This is a genomic window from Hellea balneolensis DSM 19091, assembly GCF_000428525.1.
Lineage (GTDB): Bacteria > Pseudomonadota > Alphaproteobacteria > Caulobacterales > Maricaulaceae > Hellea > Hellea balneolensis.
The window spans coordinates 116,476-133,077 of record NZ_AUAC01000007.1 but is presented as its reverse complement, the minus strand read 5'-3'; the positions used below and the strand labels follow the sequence as shown (position 1 = coordinate 133,077).

General features: G+C 48.7%; 17 protein-coding genes. 13 read left to right on the top strand and 4 right to left on the bottom strand.

The features are described from left to right. Positions 1–98: 98 nt before the first annotated feature. On the top strand, positions 99–1,040 hold the full coding sequence (locus F569_RS0112450; protein ID WP_026942468.1) for a radical SAM protein: 942 nt from the start codon (positions 99–101) through the stop codon (positions 1,038–1,040). 1 nt (position 1,041) lies between these two features. Here the strand turns inward: F569_RS0112450 and F569_RS0112445 are convergent, their stop codons facing one another. Together F569_RS0112445 and F569_RS0112440 are read right to left on the bottom strand one after the other, a co-directional pair. Further along, positions 1,042–2,982, bottom strand: coding sequence for an alpha/beta hydrolase family protein (locus F569_RS0112445; RefSeq protein ID WP_026942467.1), 1,941 nt, complete (start codon positions 2,980–2,982; stop codon positions 1,042–1,044). 32 nt (positions 2,983–3,014) lie between these two features. Beyond that, entirely contained in the window at positions 3,015–4,040 is a 1,026-nt protein-coding gene (locus F569_RS0112440; RefSeq protein WP_026942466.1) for a 2'-deoxycytidine 5'-triphosphate deaminase, read from the bottom strand. A 157-nt stretch (positions 4,041–4,197) separates the two neighbouring features. Here F569_RS0112440 and apaG point away from each other — a divergent pair, with 157 nt between their 5' ends. From apaG to F569_RS0112385, 11 genes are all read left to right on the top strand, one after another. Continuing rightward, complete coding sequence (apaG, locus tag F569_RS0112435) at positions 4,198–4,614, top strand: Co2+/Mg2+ efflux protein ApaG (protein ID WP_026942465.1); 417 nt, start codon at positions 4,198–4,200, stop codon at positions 4,612–4,614. Positions 4,615–4,695: 81 nt separating this feature from the next. Continuing rightward, the gene (locus F569_RS17955) at positions 4,696–4,884 is read left to right on the top strand and encodes a YnbE family lipoprotein (protein WP_034388818.1); all 189 of its coding nucleotides are present in this window, start codon (positions 4,696–4,698) and stop codon (positions 4,882–4,884) included. Positions 4,885–4,927: 43 nt separating this feature from the next. Then, positions 4,928–5,317, top strand: a complete 390-nt coding sequence (locus tag F569_RS17950) for a DUF1318 domain-containing protein (protein ID WP_051279862.1) — start codon at positions 4,928–4,930, stop codon at positions 5,315–5,317. Positions 5,318–5,453: 136 nt separating this feature from the next. Then, a complete protein-coding gene (gene chpT / locus F569_RS0112420; RefSeq protein ID WP_026942464.1) occupies positions 5,454–6,116 on the top strand; it encodes a histidine phosphotransferase ChpT in 663 nt (220 codons plus the stop codon). 96 nt (positions 6,117–6,212) lie between these two features. Beyond that, a complete protein-coding gene (locus F569_RS0112415; RefSeq protein WP_026942463.1) occupies positions 6,213–7,088 on the top strand; it encodes an ATP-binding protein in 876 nt (291 codons plus the stop codon). Next, positions 7,085–7,456: a response regulator gene (locus F569_RS0112410; RefSeq protein ID WP_026942462.1), complete on the top strand. Its 372-nt coding sequence runs from the start codon at positions 7,085–7,087 to the stop codon at positions 7,454–7,456. Before F569_RS0112415 ends, F569_RS0112410 begins: the two co-directional genes overlap by 4 nt. After that, complete coding sequence (locus F569_RS0112405; RefSeq protein WP_026942461.1) at positions 7,456–8,388, top strand: CheR family methyltransferase; 933 nt, start codon at positions 7,456–7,458, stop codon at positions 8,386–8,388. Before F569_RS0112410 ends, F569_RS0112405 begins: the two co-directional genes overlap by 1 nt. 109 nt (positions 8,389–8,497) lie before the next feature. Continuing rightward, positions 8,498–9,565 (top strand): phenylalanine--tRNA ligase subunit alpha, encoded by a 1,068-nt coding sequence (gene pheS / locus F569_RS0112400; protein ID WP_026942460.1) that lies wholly within the window; start codon positions 8,498–8,500, stop codon positions 9,563–9,565. Beyond that, positions 9,565–10,257, top strand: coding sequence for a hypothetical protein (locus F569_RS0112395; RefSeq protein ID WP_026942459.1), 693 nt, complete (start codon positions 9,565–9,567; stop codon positions 10,255–10,257). Before pheS ends, F569_RS0112395 begins: the two co-directional genes overlap by 1 nt. Before the next feature lie 8 nt (positions 10,258–10,265). Then, positions 10,266–12,653: a phenylalanine--tRNA ligase subunit beta gene (pheT, locus tag F569_RS0112390; RefSeq protein WP_026942458.1), complete on the top strand. Its 2,388-nt coding sequence runs from the start codon at positions 10,266–10,268 to the stop codon at positions 12,651–12,653. Positions 12,654–12,706: 53 nt separating this feature from the next. After that, entirely contained in the window at positions 12,707–14,380 is a 1,674-nt protein-coding gene (locus F569_RS0112385) for an SDR family oxidoreductase (RefSeq protein ID WP_026942457.1), read from the top strand. Here F569_RS0112385 and F569_RS0112380 read toward each other — a convergent pair. Both F569_RS0112380 and F569_RS0112375 read right to left on the bottom strand, forming a co-directional pair. After that, positions 14,367–15,005, bottom strand: coding sequence for a DUF1134 domain-containing protein (locus F569_RS0112380; RefSeq protein ID WP_051279861.1), 639 nt, complete (start codon positions 15,003–15,005; stop codon positions 14,367–14,369). The genes F569_RS0112385 and F569_RS0112380 overlap by 14 nt on opposite strands. An 80-nt stretch (positions 15,006–15,085) precedes the next feature. Then, positions 15,086–15,646, bottom strand: coding sequence for a hypothetical protein (locus F569_RS0112375; RefSeq protein ID WP_026942455.1), 561 nt, complete (start codon positions 15,644–15,646; stop codon positions 15,086–15,088). A 34-nt stretch (positions 15,647–15,680) separates the two neighbouring features. Between F569_RS0112375 and F569_RS17945 the strand changes: the two genes are divergently transcribed. Beyond that, positions 15,681–16,544: a hypothetical protein gene (locus F569_RS17945; protein ID WP_051279860.1), complete on the top strand. Its 864-nt coding sequence runs from the start codon at positions 15,681–15,683 to the stop codon at positions 16,542–16,544. The last annotated feature ends 58 nt before the right edge of the window (positions 16,545–16,602 follow it).

Sequence of the window (16,602 nt, the reverse complement as noted above, 5' to 3'; positions counted from 1 at the left end):
CCAAATCCACGCAAAAGACCAATTCAGCACCGCTAAATTCTGCAGGTCTCACGCGATTGTGTATGACAGGGAGCGGGATTCATATTAGAGGCACCCTTATGAATGCTCCTATAGATCCCCGTAAATTTCAAAACCCCGTGACCACCGCCAAAGGCGAGAAACGGGCTTCTGTCTTTTTTAAAGAGCTGAAAACGCTCTGGTTTAACTCGGGCTCTCTTTGCAATATTGAATGCGCTAATTGCTATATTCAAAGCAGCCCGACAGCGGATCACTTCATCTATTTAACGCCCGAAGATATGGCGCCTTATTTGGACGAAATTGACGAAATGTATGCCCATAAGATCGAAATTGCTTTTACAGGCGGCGAGCCTTACCTCAACCCGCACATGATACGCCTGTCGGAAATGGCGTTGGAGCGTGGCCATGAACTTCTTATCCTGACCAATGCAATGAAGCCCATGATGCGGCCCCGTGTGCAAAAAGGCTTGTTAGATTTGCAGGCGCGTTTTCCCGGTAAGATGACGCTGCGGGTCAGCCTGGATCATTTTAGTCAAGAAGGACACGATCAAGAACGCGGCGAAGGCAGTTTTGATATCGCGCTTAAAGGTATGGCATGGCTGACGGAACATAATTTCACTTTGAACATTGCCGGGCGCTCTATGTTCTCTGAAAGTGAAATTGCGGCTCGCCAAGGCTATGCACATCTTTGCAAAGTGCAAGGCTGGAACATCGACGCCCAAGACCCTGCCGTCACAATCCTCTTTCCCGAAATGGATGAAAATGTGGACGTGCCTGAAATTACTGTTGCGTGTTGGGGAATCTTGGACATTCATCCCGACAGCATGATGTGCGCCACATCGCGCATGGTGGTGCGCCGCAAAGACGAGGACCGCGCTAGTGTACTCGCCTGCACTCTCTTATGGGATGACCCTCAATTTGAAACAGGTAAAACCCTGAAAGAAAGCCTCGGCCCCGTAAAGCTTAACCACCCGCATTGTGCAAAATTCTGCGTACTCGGCGGCGCAAGCTGTTCAGCTTAGACTATTTCATATATTCACTTGTTCCATTTACGTCCTGAAGGAATTTATCAATTCCAATGAAAAACTTCTCTCTATTGTGTTGACGTGAGAGAAAATGATCCTCGTCCTCAAATTTCATATATGTCGCTTTAACCCCAGCTTTTTTCAAAGCCCTTTTCATACGTATAAATTGATCAAACTGAACATTCTCATCTAAATCTCCATGCGCCAAAAAGACGGGCACTTTTATATTGCCCGCGACGTGTACAGGTGAGTTTGCTCTACGCACTTCTTTGTCTTGCATGGCTTCCCCAAAAAATTCTTTGGCTACATGCTTGCCCCCACGATACTTCTTAAGATCATTCTTAGCATCATTTATGTCCGTTAGAGCCGCCATCGCAATGGCGCATTTATAGAGATCAGGGTCTGTGGAGACCCCCATTAACGCGGCATAGCCACCGTAAGACCACCCTGCGATGCAGGTGCGACTTTGATCCGCGTACCCTTTTCTATAAAGATAGCGCGTCGCATCTTCGACGTCTTGTTGCATCACAACCCAATTATTACGCCCCGCATCCGCAAATGATTTTCCGTAACCTTCTGAACCCCTAAAGTTCATTTGCAAGACGCCATAACCACGCGTTGCAAAAAACTGAGCTAGATAGTCAAAACGCTTGGAGTCACGCGCGTATGGACCGCCATGCGGGAGGACAATAAAGGGTAAATTCTTTGGTGATTTAACCCCTGGAGGAAGTGTTGCAAAAGCTGGAATTTTTTGCCCGTCTCTTGCTGTGTACTTAACAGCAACAACATCACCCGTGTCATTATCGCTAATTTCGCTATACATTTTAGTTAGCAATCTTGGGTCTGCGTCTCCAGACGTATAACTAAACACGCCGCCTGGGTCATAGGGAGAGGACATTTTTACTAAAACTGTTCGGCCATCTTGGGTCTGGTCAAGAAAGTCGACATCATAACCGTTAAATTTAGCCCTCAACGTATCAAGTAATGTTCCGTATTCTCCCAAAAGTTCTGTCCTGTCACTTTCCGCCGTATATTTTGCACCAATAACCGTTTCGCCATCTTTACTCAGAACGACTCCTGAAGCGTCATAATTATCATTATGAAAGAGGGAACGCGTGATTTGCTTTTGATTTAGATTATAAACATAGAGACCCAGTGTATCTTTGCCACGATAATCACCAATCACTAATTCAGTGCCATCATTTAGAATTCCAAAAATTGGTGTCTCAGCATCTAGTCCCGGAAACTCATCTGTTGAGTCCCATTTATCTGTGGTAGTGTTATATATGACGCGCCGCTTATTACCGCCGTCAGTTTGCCCTGTGCCTATACGCGGAACACCATTGTCGTCTGTATCCCAATATTCAATTCCAGGCTGTCCACGTTTTATAAGCTTATCACGGCTCGTCGTAACATTTACTTTCCTAATATCTGGATATGAATCCCATTCCTCATCAGAATAAGCCATTAAAATATGCTCTGGATCATCTTCGAGCCAATCAACAACCCTATTATTGAATTGACGAAACATACCTTTAGGCTTCACAACCAATCGCGTTTTTTTGGTATTTATATTCGCTGTGTAAAGATAGCCAACTGTGAAAGGTGTGCTTCTAAACTTTTCTGATTTACTTACAGAAACGACAAATCTTTCATTATTGACCCATTTAACATAGTTAGGTTTTATTTCTTCACCTAAAGTAATATAGAAAGGCTTTTCAGATGAACCGTCAACTTTTTGCGTAATGACACCATAAGTCCCTTTAACATTTATGATTATGGCCAGTTCTTTTCCGTCAGGGGAAATTGCTGCGTCATAACCTACTGGTAGTTCACCAAAAGCTTTAGCTGGCGGTGCTGCATTTGCGGGTTGAATAGGAAGAGCTGAAGCAAAAACTGATAACAGAAAAGCTAAAAATAATTTTGTTTTTAAACGCATAAAACCTCTATAGCGTTAGACATATTGACGTATTATACATCCCTAAAGTGTTTAGACAACCTTAAGCTTTGCGCTTGGTAGTGTGATCCCTTTTCTCCATATAGAGAGGCTGGGATTTCGCTCATGGCTTCAAAAACGAGTTTAGCCACAGGTTGACCGTGACGAAGTAAGAAGGGCACATCTCTTCCTCGAACCTCGAGAACGGCGCGGGAGCCTTCCCCTCCTGCTGCGGCCATACCGAAACCGGGGTCAAAAAACCCTGCGTAATGGGCACGAAACTCACCGATTTCAGGCGCAATAGGCGCCATTTCTGCGGCTTGATTTTGGGGTATGCTGACGGCCTCTTTCGAGGCCAGAATATAAAATTCATCAGGGTCGAGTATAAGTTGTTTTTTCTCGGCATAAAGCGGCTGCCAATAATCTCTGGCAGCATGTCCTCCTACAGCAGAGACATCGACAAGTCCGGCGTGACGGCGAGCCCGCCAGCCCACAACACCCTCTTTGTCAAAACCTTCAAGGTCGATGCTGACCGTTTGCGTATTCAGCTCATTTACCGAGCCTTTGCGAAACCGCATTTGAACCAGACGGTCTCCAGGGCGCACGAGCACTGAAAAGGTGCGGGGCGCGATTTCGACATAGAGTGGGCCTTCATATCCCGCATCAACAGCGTCAAAGCTATGTGCGCCGTCACAAATAACGCGGGTAAAGACATCAAGCCGTCCTGTCGAGCTTTTGGGGTTGGCCGCTGCGCTCAGCTCCTGCGGGAGATTTAAGGCTTCTTGGAGCGGCACCAAATAAACGCAGCCCGTTTCCAATACTGCGCCGGCTCTCAAGTCGATTTCGTGCATATGCACATCTGGGAGGCAGTCTTTAACAGTGCGTCCTTCGCCGGGAAGAAAACTCGCCCTAAGCCGATAAGCCTTATGGCCTAAGCGCAAATCAAGTGAGGCAGGCTGCAACTGAGTCGGCTGTCCGTCCTCACTTATAGGCGGCGCAATAATGCTTCCGTCCTTAATAAGAGTTTCGATCGTTTGCTGTGGTAAAATCCCCATATTCATAAGATAGCGATTACCATCCCACTCGCTTGAAACAAGTCTGAACTGTATTTTTTGGTTATAGAATGGGTTAAGGGGTTGCGGCACTCCGTGTTAAGCGTCACAACTGCTATAAGAGAGAAAATGCTTCGGGCGAAACAGAAGCAAGTGAGGGTAATCCGTGCAAGATTTACAGCAACCATTATTTGAACAGCGCACTAAAGATGTTGTGGTCCGCGTAGAACCTGAATATCTCGCGGAACAATCGAGCCCCTCAGACTCGCGTTTCATCTGGGCCTATACTGTAGAAATCGATAATCAAGGCGCAGAAGACCTAACCGTTACAGAACGGTTTTGGCAAATTGCTGACTCGCGCGGTCAAGTCCAAGAAGTACGCGGCAAAGGCGTTGTTGGCGAAAAACCTGTCGTCAAACCCGGCGAAATTTTTCGTTATACAAGCGGCGCGCCATTGACAGCACCCTCAGGCATGATGCGGGGCACCTACACAGTTCAAGGCGCGAATACGGGCGAGTCCTATGACGTCGATATACCAGCCTTTGTGCTCGACAGCCCGCATGAAGGCCTAGTGCTGAATTAAGCCTTATTTCCTCTAACGTGTCTGAACTTGATATAACCCGATGTTAATGGCAGGTTCAGGGTCAAAAGAGTAGGTTTCCTTATGATATTAAGACGACTGGCAATAGCTTTTACAGTTTTTAGCCTAATGGCGTGCGCACCTACGGTGAAAATTGAGCCTTCGGACAAGCCCATTGTTATCAATCTTAACGTCAAAATTGATCAAGAAGTCCGCGTCCGATTGGATAAGGATGTTGAAGACTTGATCGCGAATAATCCAGATCTATTCTAGGATCTATGAACAATTAGACTGGGCCTTTTCTAAGGAGAGGATAATGACATTGAAGAAAACATTTTTTACGGCGATCTCCGCCTTCGCCTTACTAGCCGGCGGAACGATGGTAATAAGCACGCTTGGCGGCACAGAGGCTACGGCGCAAGCGCAATCAGCTAAAGCCATCGCAGACAATGCCAAAACAAAAGGCATTATTGGAGAGACTGTTGCAGGCTATCTTGCTGAAACAGGTAACGGAGCATTATCTGCGGCAGAACGCGCAGCGATGAATGAAATCAATATCGGACGTAAGTCAATTTATACGAAAAAAGCACGTGCCGAAAACCTGCAAGTCGAGGTCGTTGCGGCCATTTTCGGTGAAAAGCAAATCGCTAAGGCCGCTTCAGGCGAAAAAGTTATGGACTCTTCAGGCGCCTGGCGCACGAAATAAAGTTAAGCTCGTTCGAATCTTGAGCCTCTCTTCCTAAGCCGCTGACTCGCTTCAGCGGCTTTTTTTATGAAACCCCTATACGCTAGGGCGAAAATCACTAAGTTTAAACCAAATCACCTATACCGCGAGCCCGCTTATGTCTGCTACTGTCACGAAACTTACGCCCTCAAGCCTCGCAGCCCTGTTATCTGCCCGTATTTGTCATGACCTGATCAGCCCCATAGGCGCATTGGGAACCGCGCTTGAAGTTTTGGATGATGAGAGCAACACGGAAATGCATGAGGACGCGATGGGCCTTGTGCGGCTATCCTCGAAGCAAGCCGGCGCAAAATTAAGATTTCTGCGCCTTGCCTTCGGATCCGGGGGCTCCCGCCCCGGCGTGATAGCTGTTGATGAGCTAAAAGCCTTAATTGCCGATATGTATGAAGGCGGAAAAGCGGCGATAAACTGGGGACAAAGCGTTGATGCCCTTGAAAAAAATACAGCACGGCTCTTGCTTAACCTTGCAATGCTCGCCGTACAATCTGTTCCGCGAGGCGGGGATGTGACGATTTCCGCGACGGATTCATCCGGAAATGTGACTTTATCGCTGGACGCAACAGGGGCTAAATCTCGTTTAGACGCGGCGATTGAAAAAGCACTTAGCGGGAAAGCCCCTGAAGATGGGTTTGACGGACGCACAATTCAGCCTTTCTACGCCGGGATGATAGCACGTGAGTTGGGCGGGAGCGTATCTGCTTCAGTTGAGGGTGATACAGTTAAGTTCTCAGCCCATATCCCCCAAAACGATGCGACCTAAATCGCCCTATAGCAGATAAATTCACTTAAACTTTAGGGGCTCTTAACCCTTTTTGGGCATTTTGTTTTAACTTAACGAATGAGTTGAAACAGTCTTATGCTTCCTATCGGTGACGATTTAACAGATGCCCGTGATTTCGTGAACAGCACGATGTCAGCCTTGGACGGCCTATTGGGTGGTGCTCGCCTGGATCACAAGCTCGCGATATCTTCTTTGAAAGATATCCTCCTTGATGCACGCACACTCTCTGCCAAAAGCATTGCGCGCACAGCTCAATCTGTTTTGGACGGCTATGAGGAAGGGTGCAGCCAGCCAAAAATTGATGGACGGCTGATGTCTCTTTATAAGCTGACGCTTCAATATGCTGAAGGACTCGATGAAATCGCGCCCGAGGTAACGTTACCGCCTATTCACTCTAACCTTGATGAAAGCCACATAGAGATCACGCCTATTATAAGCGCTGAGGCCCAATATGATGCCGCGCGCGAAACGCTTATCCCGCTGATAAAATTTTCAGGGGGCAGCGCCCCTGCATTGCAGCGTCTGGCTAAGCTGAAAATGGATATTCCTATAAAGACCTCTGAGCCCCAAGTCAGCTTTGAAAACTTAATGCCAAGCATAACCGATATCGCGCTACGCACGGCGCGGTCACAGCAAAAATCCGTTAGCGTTTCTTATGCGGCTGATGGATTGTCATTGGCTGACAGCCAAGTTGAGGCCGTACGCGGACAATTAGAAGATATCGTAATGCATTTAGTGCAGACTCATATCGCAAAGCCGGAGGCACGCCTTGCCAAAGGACTCTCTCGCGGTGGACACATTGATATATCAGCTGCGCAATTGCCCGAAGGACTCGACATTCAGGTAAAATGCGACGGCGAGACCGTAAATATTTCTCCTGCGACAGCTTCGGAAATCTTACCCAATGCTGACCAGCTCATGACTGATATGCCTGCGGAGGTCAGCTTATGAGAACCAAAACTTGTCTTGTCGTGGATGACAGCAAAATGATTCGCCGAGTCGCGAGCCGAATTCTCAAAGACCTTAAATTTGCAACTAAAGAAGCCGAGAACGGTCAAGAAGCAATTGATCGCTGCCGCGTAAATATGCCCGATGCCATCTTGCTGGATTGGAATATGCCGGTCATGGACGGCTTGGATTTCCTCAAAGAACTACGCAAAGAGCCCTCAGGCGATAAGCCTGTTGTCGTATTCTGTACGGCTGAACGTGATGTTCTTAAGATATCACAAGCCTTGGATGCGGGGGCTGATGAATATGTCATGAAACCGTTTGATTCTGATATTATCGAATCCAAATTTTATCAGGCCGGGCTCATCTGATGAGCGCAGTGCTCTCACTAAACCCCACATATTATGAGGCGCTTAAGCGCTTAACCTTAGAACTTGCCGGTGTAAATCTGGGGAGCGACCATGCTTTTTTGATCGAAACACGCCTCTCATCCCTGTCACGCAAAGAGGGTTTCAAATCCTTAGATGAAATGGTCGAGGAGCTTTTTAAATCAGGACAAAGCAACCTAGCCGTAAAAATCGTCTCGAGCCTACTTGAGCGCGACACACATTTTTACACAGATCGAGAGAGCTTGGACAAAATTGAAAATGTCATTCTTCCCGCTCTATATCCGATCCGAAAAGGTGGTAAAATTCAAATTCTCTCTTTTGGGTGTTCCAGCGGCCAAGAGGCCTATTGTATTGCAATGGCCCTAGACAAAGCCAAAGATAAGTTCCCTGACACCACCTTTGAAGTCATTGGTGTTGATTATCCGTCAACAGCACTCGACCGTGCCCGAGCCGGACGCTACACGCATTTCGAGGCGCAGCGCGGACTGCCCATTCGCGACTTGATCACATATTTTGACCGCCAGGCCGAAGATTGGGTGGTCAAAGATCATATCCGAAAAATGGTTCGTTTCGAGGAGGCGCATCTACTCTCAAAGCTCGATACGCTTGGACAATTTGACATCGTGGTTTTCAGAAATGCTCTACCACATTACAGTTCTCCAGCCCAAGTACGCGTGCTTCGAGGTCTTTCAACTCTCGTAAAGCCTTTAAGCTATTTGCTGCTGGGCACTCATGAGACACTCAATCATATTAATTTCGGCTTTGACCCCCTCCCCAAAGAGCCCCACATTTTCATAAGACGTGAAGCGAAAGTACAAATTATTGAGGATCCGAATATTAAAAAGCCTTCGGACCGTAAGACTTTTGAAAAGGCAAAACGCCGCCTCAAAGATATCAGTGATATGCGAGCCTAAACCTAGCGCCCAACTGTCCTATACGCGCCCCTTGCTGACGCCCTGTTGACGCCCCGCAAAAGAGGCGTAAAAGACGTGAAAATTTAACGCCTCTTTACGGGACACTTCCATGAGCGATATTTCCGCTGTCAAAGATAAATATGCCGCCCAGATTGACTCGACGAACGATCTCCGTACGCTTGATGATATCCGTGTTGCCGCCCTTGGGAAAAAGGGTGAAATTGGCAAGATGATGCAAGGCCTTGGCAAGATGTCCATTGACGAGAAAAAAGTCATGGGTCCCGCGCTTAACGGCCTAAAAAAAGACATAGCTGCTATGATCGAGGCTAAAAAAGAGAACCTCGAAAATGCTGCGCTTGACGCGGCCTTGGCTAGCGAGACTATGGATATGTCGCTTCCTGTTGGTGCACCTGCTGGCACACTTCATCCTGTGCAGCAAGTCATGGAAGAAATGGCTGTTATCTTCTCCGATATGGGATTTTCCGTCGCTGAAGGCCCTGATATTGAGGACGATTTCCATAATTTCACAGCTTTGAACTTCCCGCCCGGACACCCTGCACGTGATATGCACGATACGTTCTTCATGACAGCGCCTGAAGGTGAAGAGAAAAAGGTTCTGCGCACCCACACATCGCCTGTGCAAATTCGCACGATGATCAATGAAAAGCCGCCTATTCGTATCATTGCGCCGGGCCGGACTTACCGCTGTGACTCTGACCAAACCCACACACCTATGTTCCATCAGGTCGAAGGTCTCGTCATTGATAAGGGCATCCATATGGGTCACCTCAAAGGTGTGCTCATGGATTTTGTCAGCGCCTTTTTCGAGACTGAGGTGGACGTGCAATTTCGGCCGCATCACTTCCCCTTTACAGAACCCTCAGCCGAAATGGATGTGCGCTATGAACGAGACGGCGCGTCCATAAAAATTGGCGAAGGCGAAAAATGGATGGAAATACTGGGCTGCGGAATGGTGCATCCCAATGTTCTTCGCGCCTGCGGTGTTGACCCAGAGCAGTATCAAGGCTTCGCCTTTGGCATGGGCGTGGACAGATTAGCTATGTTAAAATACGGCATGCCAGACCTGCGCGATATGTTTGCAGGGGATAGTCGGTGGTTAGCGCATTACGGATTTAATCCGCTCTTGCAGGCGAATTTGGCGACAGGTCTAAGCTAATGGCTGTACCACCCGGAGCTACGGATGATAATCAAATGTCATCACCTTCAAAATCGCTTCTCAAGCGGATTGATATTGGCTTGATGACGGGTCTTTGTGCGCTTTTAATTTCTTTTGTGGGCATACTCACCTCTCGCGCGACGTTTAAGATGAATCAGGAAACGCAAAAGGCGCGGGTTTTACCGATTATTGATATTGATTTAGGGTACTTAACCAAAGCCACCGCCCGCGGGGATGTGCAGCCCCATTTTGAAATAACGTTGAATAACTTCGGGACTGGCCTTGCAAATATCCAAAGCGTGTCCGTCTTGCAAAAAGGTGAGCCCGTAACGGGTTATAAAGCCTTTGAAGATGCCATCATGACGCCGCGCTTGCGGGGTTGGGCAAGGCTTACAGAAAAGCCGGCTGCAGGATATTTACGTGCGGGAGATAGCGTAACGCCCATATCTTTCAGCATGGGATCACCGGGGTCTGAGCTTACGGCATATCTGCGTGGTCAATGGGGCACACCCATGGACGGGGTCGATGTGTCGGTCTGTTATTGCAGCGTCTTTGATGATTGCTGGACCGTCAAATTTTTGGATAAGAAAGCGCCGCAACCTGCCAAAGATTGCGGTATTACAGATATTCCAAAAGACAACTTTCAAACTTATATAGACCAGCGCGCTGCGGCCCGCCAAAAAAGTAATTAGAGACTGATATGAAGTTCACACTCTCATGGCTTAAAACCCACCTCGAGACTGAAGCTACCATTGACGAGGTTGTCGAAGCCATGACGCTTGCGGGGCTCGAAGTTGAAGAGGTCGAAAACCCAGCTGAGAAATTGGCTGCTTTTTCTGTTGCCAAAGTCCTGACCGCTGAAAAACATCCTGATGCGGACAAATTAAAACTCTGCACCGTGGAAACGCGCGACGGTGTGAAAACAATTGTCTGCGGCGCACCCAATGCGCGGGCGGATATGACCGTCGCCTATGCGCCGATGGGCGCTTATATTCCAGGCGCGGATTTTAGCTTGGATAAAAAACCCCGTAAAATTCGCGGCGTGGAGTCCTCCGGCATGATGTGCTCTGGCAGTGAACTTGACCTTGGCGAGGATTCTGATGGGATTATGGATTTGGATAGCGCGCTCGAAATGGGCACGCCGCTGGCTGATGCATTGGGCCTCAACGACCCTGTGATTGATTTTGAAGTGACGCCTAATCGCCCCGATTGGCTCGGCGTAGATAGTATCGCCCGTGACCTTGCGGCTGTAGGCTTAGGTAAAGTTATCACAAAACCGATTAAAAACATCAAAGGCAACTTCTCCTGCCCTGTCGAGATTAAAACAGACGTTCCAGAGGCTTGCCCCGCTTTTATTGGGCGCGTCATTAAGGGCGTGAAAAACGGACCTTCTCCGCAATGGCTGCAAGACCAATTAAAAGCCATTGGCCTGCGCCCCATATCAGCCCTCGTCGATATTACCAATTTCATCACTTATGACCGTGCGCGACCTCTGCATTTTTATGACGTGGCCAAGCTTAAGGGCGGCATTACGGTGCGTATGGGACAAGATGAAGAATTTGAAGCTCTGGATGATAAGTCTTACAAAGCCGCCTCGGATGACGTCGCGATATGCAATGAAAGCGGAATTCTCGGCCTCGGCGGCATTGTCGGCGGCGAGAGCACGGGCTGCGACGACGTTACGACCGATATACTCATCGAGTGCGCTTATTTCGATCCACTCACTATTCGCCGCACGGCCAAACGCCTTAGTGTGAACTCAGATGCCAAATACAGATTTGAACGTGGTGTGGACACAGGCTTTCTTTTGGGCGGGATGGATTTGGCGACAAAGATGGTCCTAGATATTTGCGGCGGTGAGCCCAGCGAAGTTGTCGTGGCAGGCGATATTCCGGCACCGCCAGCCGCCATCGAATTTGACCCGATGCAAGTCGTTCGGCTCACGAGCCTAAAACTCGGCGATGATGAAATGTCGCGCATATTAGAAGCGCTCGGCTTCACAGTTGAGCATGGCCCGCTTTGGACAGTGGGCGTACCGACATGGCGGCGCGATTGTACAGAGGGTGCAGACCTTGTCGAAGAGATTGCCCGTATCCACGGCTATCATAATCTCGAAGCAGTAAGCCTCCCGCCTCTACCCGGGCGGCGCGAACCCACCGCGACCTTAACCCAAAACCGCACGCGCCTTGCGCGGCGGGCTTTGGCGTCGCGCGGATTATCCGAAGCCATCACGTGGTCATTTGTCCTGCAAGACCACGCGAAACTGTTCGGCGGCGGCGAAGATAAAATGCTGCTCGATAATCCGATTAGTTCAGATTTGAATTGCATGCGCCCGACGGCGCTCATCCACCTGATATTGGCGGGTCAACGAAATGCGGATAAGGGTTATCCTCGCGCAGCGCAATTTGAACTCGGCCCTATCTATCGCGGCACCGAGCCGAATGACCAAGCGCTTGCCTTAGCAGGGATGCGCCGCACAGAGACTGAGCGCCATTGGGCGGGAGAATGTCCCGTTGATGCGCTAAGCGCTAAAGCTGACGCCCTCGCTGCGCTTGAGGCCATGGGCGCGAATATATCGAATCTGCAAATGTCAAAACCCACAGGGGACTATTGGCATCCGGGACGCTCAGGCCGCTTGCAAATGGGGCCTAAGAACATTCTCGCGGATTTTGGTGAGTTGCACCCGCGCGTGCTTAAAGCCCTTGGCATTGAAGACCGCGTTGTCGCCTTTGAAGTCTGGCCTGAAAATATCCCTGCGCCGAAAAAGAAAAAGGCCAGCAAAGCCAAGTCGGCCCTCGTACTTTCAGACTTTATGCCCGTCCATCGTGATTTCGCTTTTATTGTGGCGGAAGATATTCAAGCGGGTACGATTTTAAAAGCGGCCCAAGGCGCGGATAAGCAGCTTATCTCTGACGTCTCGCTCTTCGATGTCTATCAGGGCAAAGGCGTTGAAGAGGGTCAGAAATCACTCGCGATTGACGTGACGCTATCCCCGAAAGACGCGACACTAACCGATAAAGACATCGAAACCGTAAGTGATAAGATTATTGCGAGCGTTATGAAAGTGGGCGGACGTTTGCGGAGTTAAGTCTTGCAAATTTGCCGGGTTACATTCCGCGTATAGCCTCCTAAATATAAATCATGAATGTGCTCATCATAGGCGGTTATGGAACCTTTGGTTACGGTATAGCCGATTTATTATCTGATGAAGCCGAATTGATTATCACCCTAGCGGGACGGAGTTTTGATAAAGCCAAAGCTGCGTGCCGCACCCTCTCAGGTAAAGCCAAATTCAAAGCATTAAAGCTCGACCGCAATGGGGACCTTGCTGCGCAGATAGATACGCCACCCGACATAATCATTGACGCGTCCGGCCCTTTTCAAAATTACGATTATGGTAAGCGTGACAATGTTATTGAATATGCCTTGGCAAAGGGGTGTCACTATCTTGACCTCGCCGATGATTTAAACTTTGTCGCCGATATCCGAAGCTTTGATGAAGCCGCTAAAGAAAGGGGTCTTACACTCCTGTCGGGCCTATCAACCTATCCCGTTTTGACGGCGGCGGCTTTAAAAGAGCTGAGCAAAAAGATGGACGGCATTACCGATATTCGCGCAGGTATCGCGCCTTCGCCCCGAGCGGTAATGGGGCGCAACGTCATTGCGGCGGTCGCGGCATATGCGGGGCAGAAACGAGTTGGCGTATTGCGCGGTGGCACATTCACAAAAACTCACGGCCTGACAGAAACGCACCGCGAAACCATCTGTGTGCCGGGGCATAAACCTTTGCCCAATATACTTTTCTCAGTCGTTGAAGGCCCTGACCCGCAAGAGCTCCCGCGCCATTTTGAAAGCTTACAAAATATCTGGATGAGTGCAGGGCCACGCCCTGAATTTCTGCACCGCACTCTGATTGGCTTGGCGTGGTTGGTTCGTTTGAAGCTTTTACCCAATATCGCATGGCTGACAGGATTGTTTCACAAAACCCAAAGCCTCGTTTCTACAGGAGAACATCGCGGCGGCATGTTCGTCCGCGCCTCTAATAGAACGCAATCTCGCAGCTGGCACATGATTGCCGAATGCGATGACGGGCCGCGTATTCCGTCCATTCCTGCCGCCATCATGGTGCGTAAATGGCTCCGCAATGAGGGAATCCCGTCAGGCGCACGAACGGCAATAACGGATATAAGTCTTGCGGATTACGACAGCGAGTTCACAAACCTAAATATCACCCATGGCATCCATGACGACATCCCCAAAGCGGGAAATCTCTATGAAGAAATATTAGGGCCGGCTTATAATGACATGTCAGAACCGCTGCAAACTCTTCACCGCATTGGCGCAGGAAAACACTTTGAAGGGCGCTGCAAGGTCACGCGCGGGGCGAATCCGCTATCCCATATCGTCGCTACACTTCTGCGCTTTCCCAAAGCTTCACCAGATATTCCCGTGCGGGTCGTTTTGACAAAAAAGGGTCAAAAAGAAATCTGGGAGCGTTTTTTTGATGGACGGCGTATGGTCAGTACACAAGAAGCCGGGCGTGGAAAACAAAGTCGCCTCGTCATTGAACGCTTCGGCCCTATTGCGGTCTATCTGGCGATATTAGTCGAAGATGGAAAGCAGATCCTAAAAACGACAGGGTGGTCCCTTTTTGGTATTCCACTTCCAAAAGCGCTGACGCCCGGCGGCGAAGTTTTTGAGCACGCTCAGGACGGACGCTTTTGTTTCCACGTGGATTTGGTCGCGCCTGTTTTTGGACGGCTCGTAAAATATGAAGGGTGGCTTGAGCATATTTCCGAAACTAAAGCGGAATAAGTGAACGTTTACGGGTAATGGAAATGTAGTTCACATTTGCGCCGAGGCGAACGCCGACACCGGAACGCACAGGTGCAAGCGTAATGCCATTGGCCCGTTGATAATTGATCGCCATACCCGCAACCAAATAAGCCGAACCATCAACACCCGGAAAGCGCTGATAAATGTAATCGGGATTATCAAGGCCGTAAACAAGGGTGAAAACCTTTGACACATCCGCGCCTCCGTCAAAACCTACAGACGGACCTTGCCAATAGACTTTTTTCGTCGTGCCATCTTTCATCCAAAGCGTGCCTTGACCGTAACGCGCCCCGACGATCATTGCGCCGCTGCCTTCTTGGCCTGTAATATAGCCAACAGGACGGCCGCGCTCTCTGAAAAGGCGTTCAATCGCTGTGGCGGCCGACTCTGACGTTACGCCCAAATGGGTCGAGATCGCATAGACAAGCTCGCTCTCATTATAAGATTTTGCTTTGGACTGACTTTGATTTTGCGCGCTGCGAATATCGCTATTACTGTTCGGGTTATTAGCAGGTGTAGCACAAGCAGAAAGCGCAACGATGGATGCGCCGAGCCCTATAGTACGAAAGGTCTTCGGAAGTTGTTTTAATACTGTCAGCGGCATGTGTTGTCCTTGTATGCAAAGTTCAAGCCCAAAACACTGTCATAAATTAGGGTTAATAAAAGACAAAAATTCGCCTAGCCTTACTGTGTTTTAATGCGCTTTGTCTCTCGCAACCACGCCCAGATGCCGCTCGACAACATAATCAAAGAGACAATAACTGCGGGAATAAATGTAGCAAATTTTAGCGCCGTCATAACGCCGGCAATCGCGCCCAGAACCGTTGACCCCGTTGTCAGCGTAAGCGCAATAAAGCTGTCTTCTGCAAAATCCGTCAAAAGAAAAGCTATAGGCAAAATAAAAAGCAGATTCCATTTCGGGTTTTTTAGCGCCATATGCCGGAGCCCAAAAGCTATGGCCGCCTCAAAGACCAAGGCTTGCAGGATCATATAAGGCACATCAAAAATCAGCGCGAGAAATTTGGTCTTTCGACCCTCTGAATCTAAGCGGGACAATATTTCAACCGCCTCAGCTCCGGAGTAAAACCCTTTTTCCTGTAGCGAAATATGACCCGGAATACGCAGCATATCTCCAAAAAAACCCGGCCCCACATACCAAGATGTATAGACTGCAAAAACAGCAATAAGAACAATAAAACGCCGCCCTTGGAAGCGGTGAAAGGGTGATGACGGGGTGTTATTCATGGACTAATATTAGTCCTTAACGGAGTATTTCCCAATGACTTTATTTAACAGATATATGGCTGTGGATTGGTCAGCAACAAATTCTCCAAAACGCGGTAAAGACTCGATATGGGTGAGCGGGTGCTCTGGTACTTATAATATCCCACCCTTCAACATTACAACCCGTTCTGAAACTATCTCTGTAATCAAGGATCACATAACAGCCACTCTCGAATCGAATGAACGCTTGCTTATTGGTTTTGACTTTGCGTTTGGGTATCCAGCGCAAACAGCGCGAACTCTTGGAGGAGAAAATTGGGCAGATGTTTGGAGGACCATTCATGAGCTTGTTAAGGACGATCCGAAAAATCGAAGCAATAGGTTCCACGTTGCGGATGAATTTAATAAACGAATAGGACAAGCAGAGGGTCCATTTTGGGGACACCCCCATCAACACAGTTATAAAAATCTATCACCTAAAAAACCCAAGCAGGACTATGAATTGCCAAAAGAATATAGGCTCATCGAAAAACGCGCTGCAGGTGCAAAATCTGTTTGGCAACTCGCTTATAATGGCGCCGTCGGAAGCCAAACACTTTTGGGCATAGCAGCGCTTGAGACCCTACGCCGTGACCCAGATGTCGGGAAGCATATCGCAATCTGGCCTTTCCAAACATGCTTTGCCGAGGACTTAAACAAATCCGTTGTCTTTGCAGAAATTTATCCCTCCTCACATGAGGGTTGGAAAGATATGCCTCATGACATCCCTGATGCCCAGCAAGTCGCGAAGGTGTGTCAGGACTTTAAAAACTGGGATAATAACGGTTTGTTAGCCTCGAAAATGAGACCTGAAAACCTGTCAGAGGCCGAAGAACGAGATGTCTTAAACGAGGAAGGTTGGATAATTGGTAGGCCGTAGCATTGCTAAAGCACCACCTAGCGCATAAACAATATCTATACATGATATAATAAACATA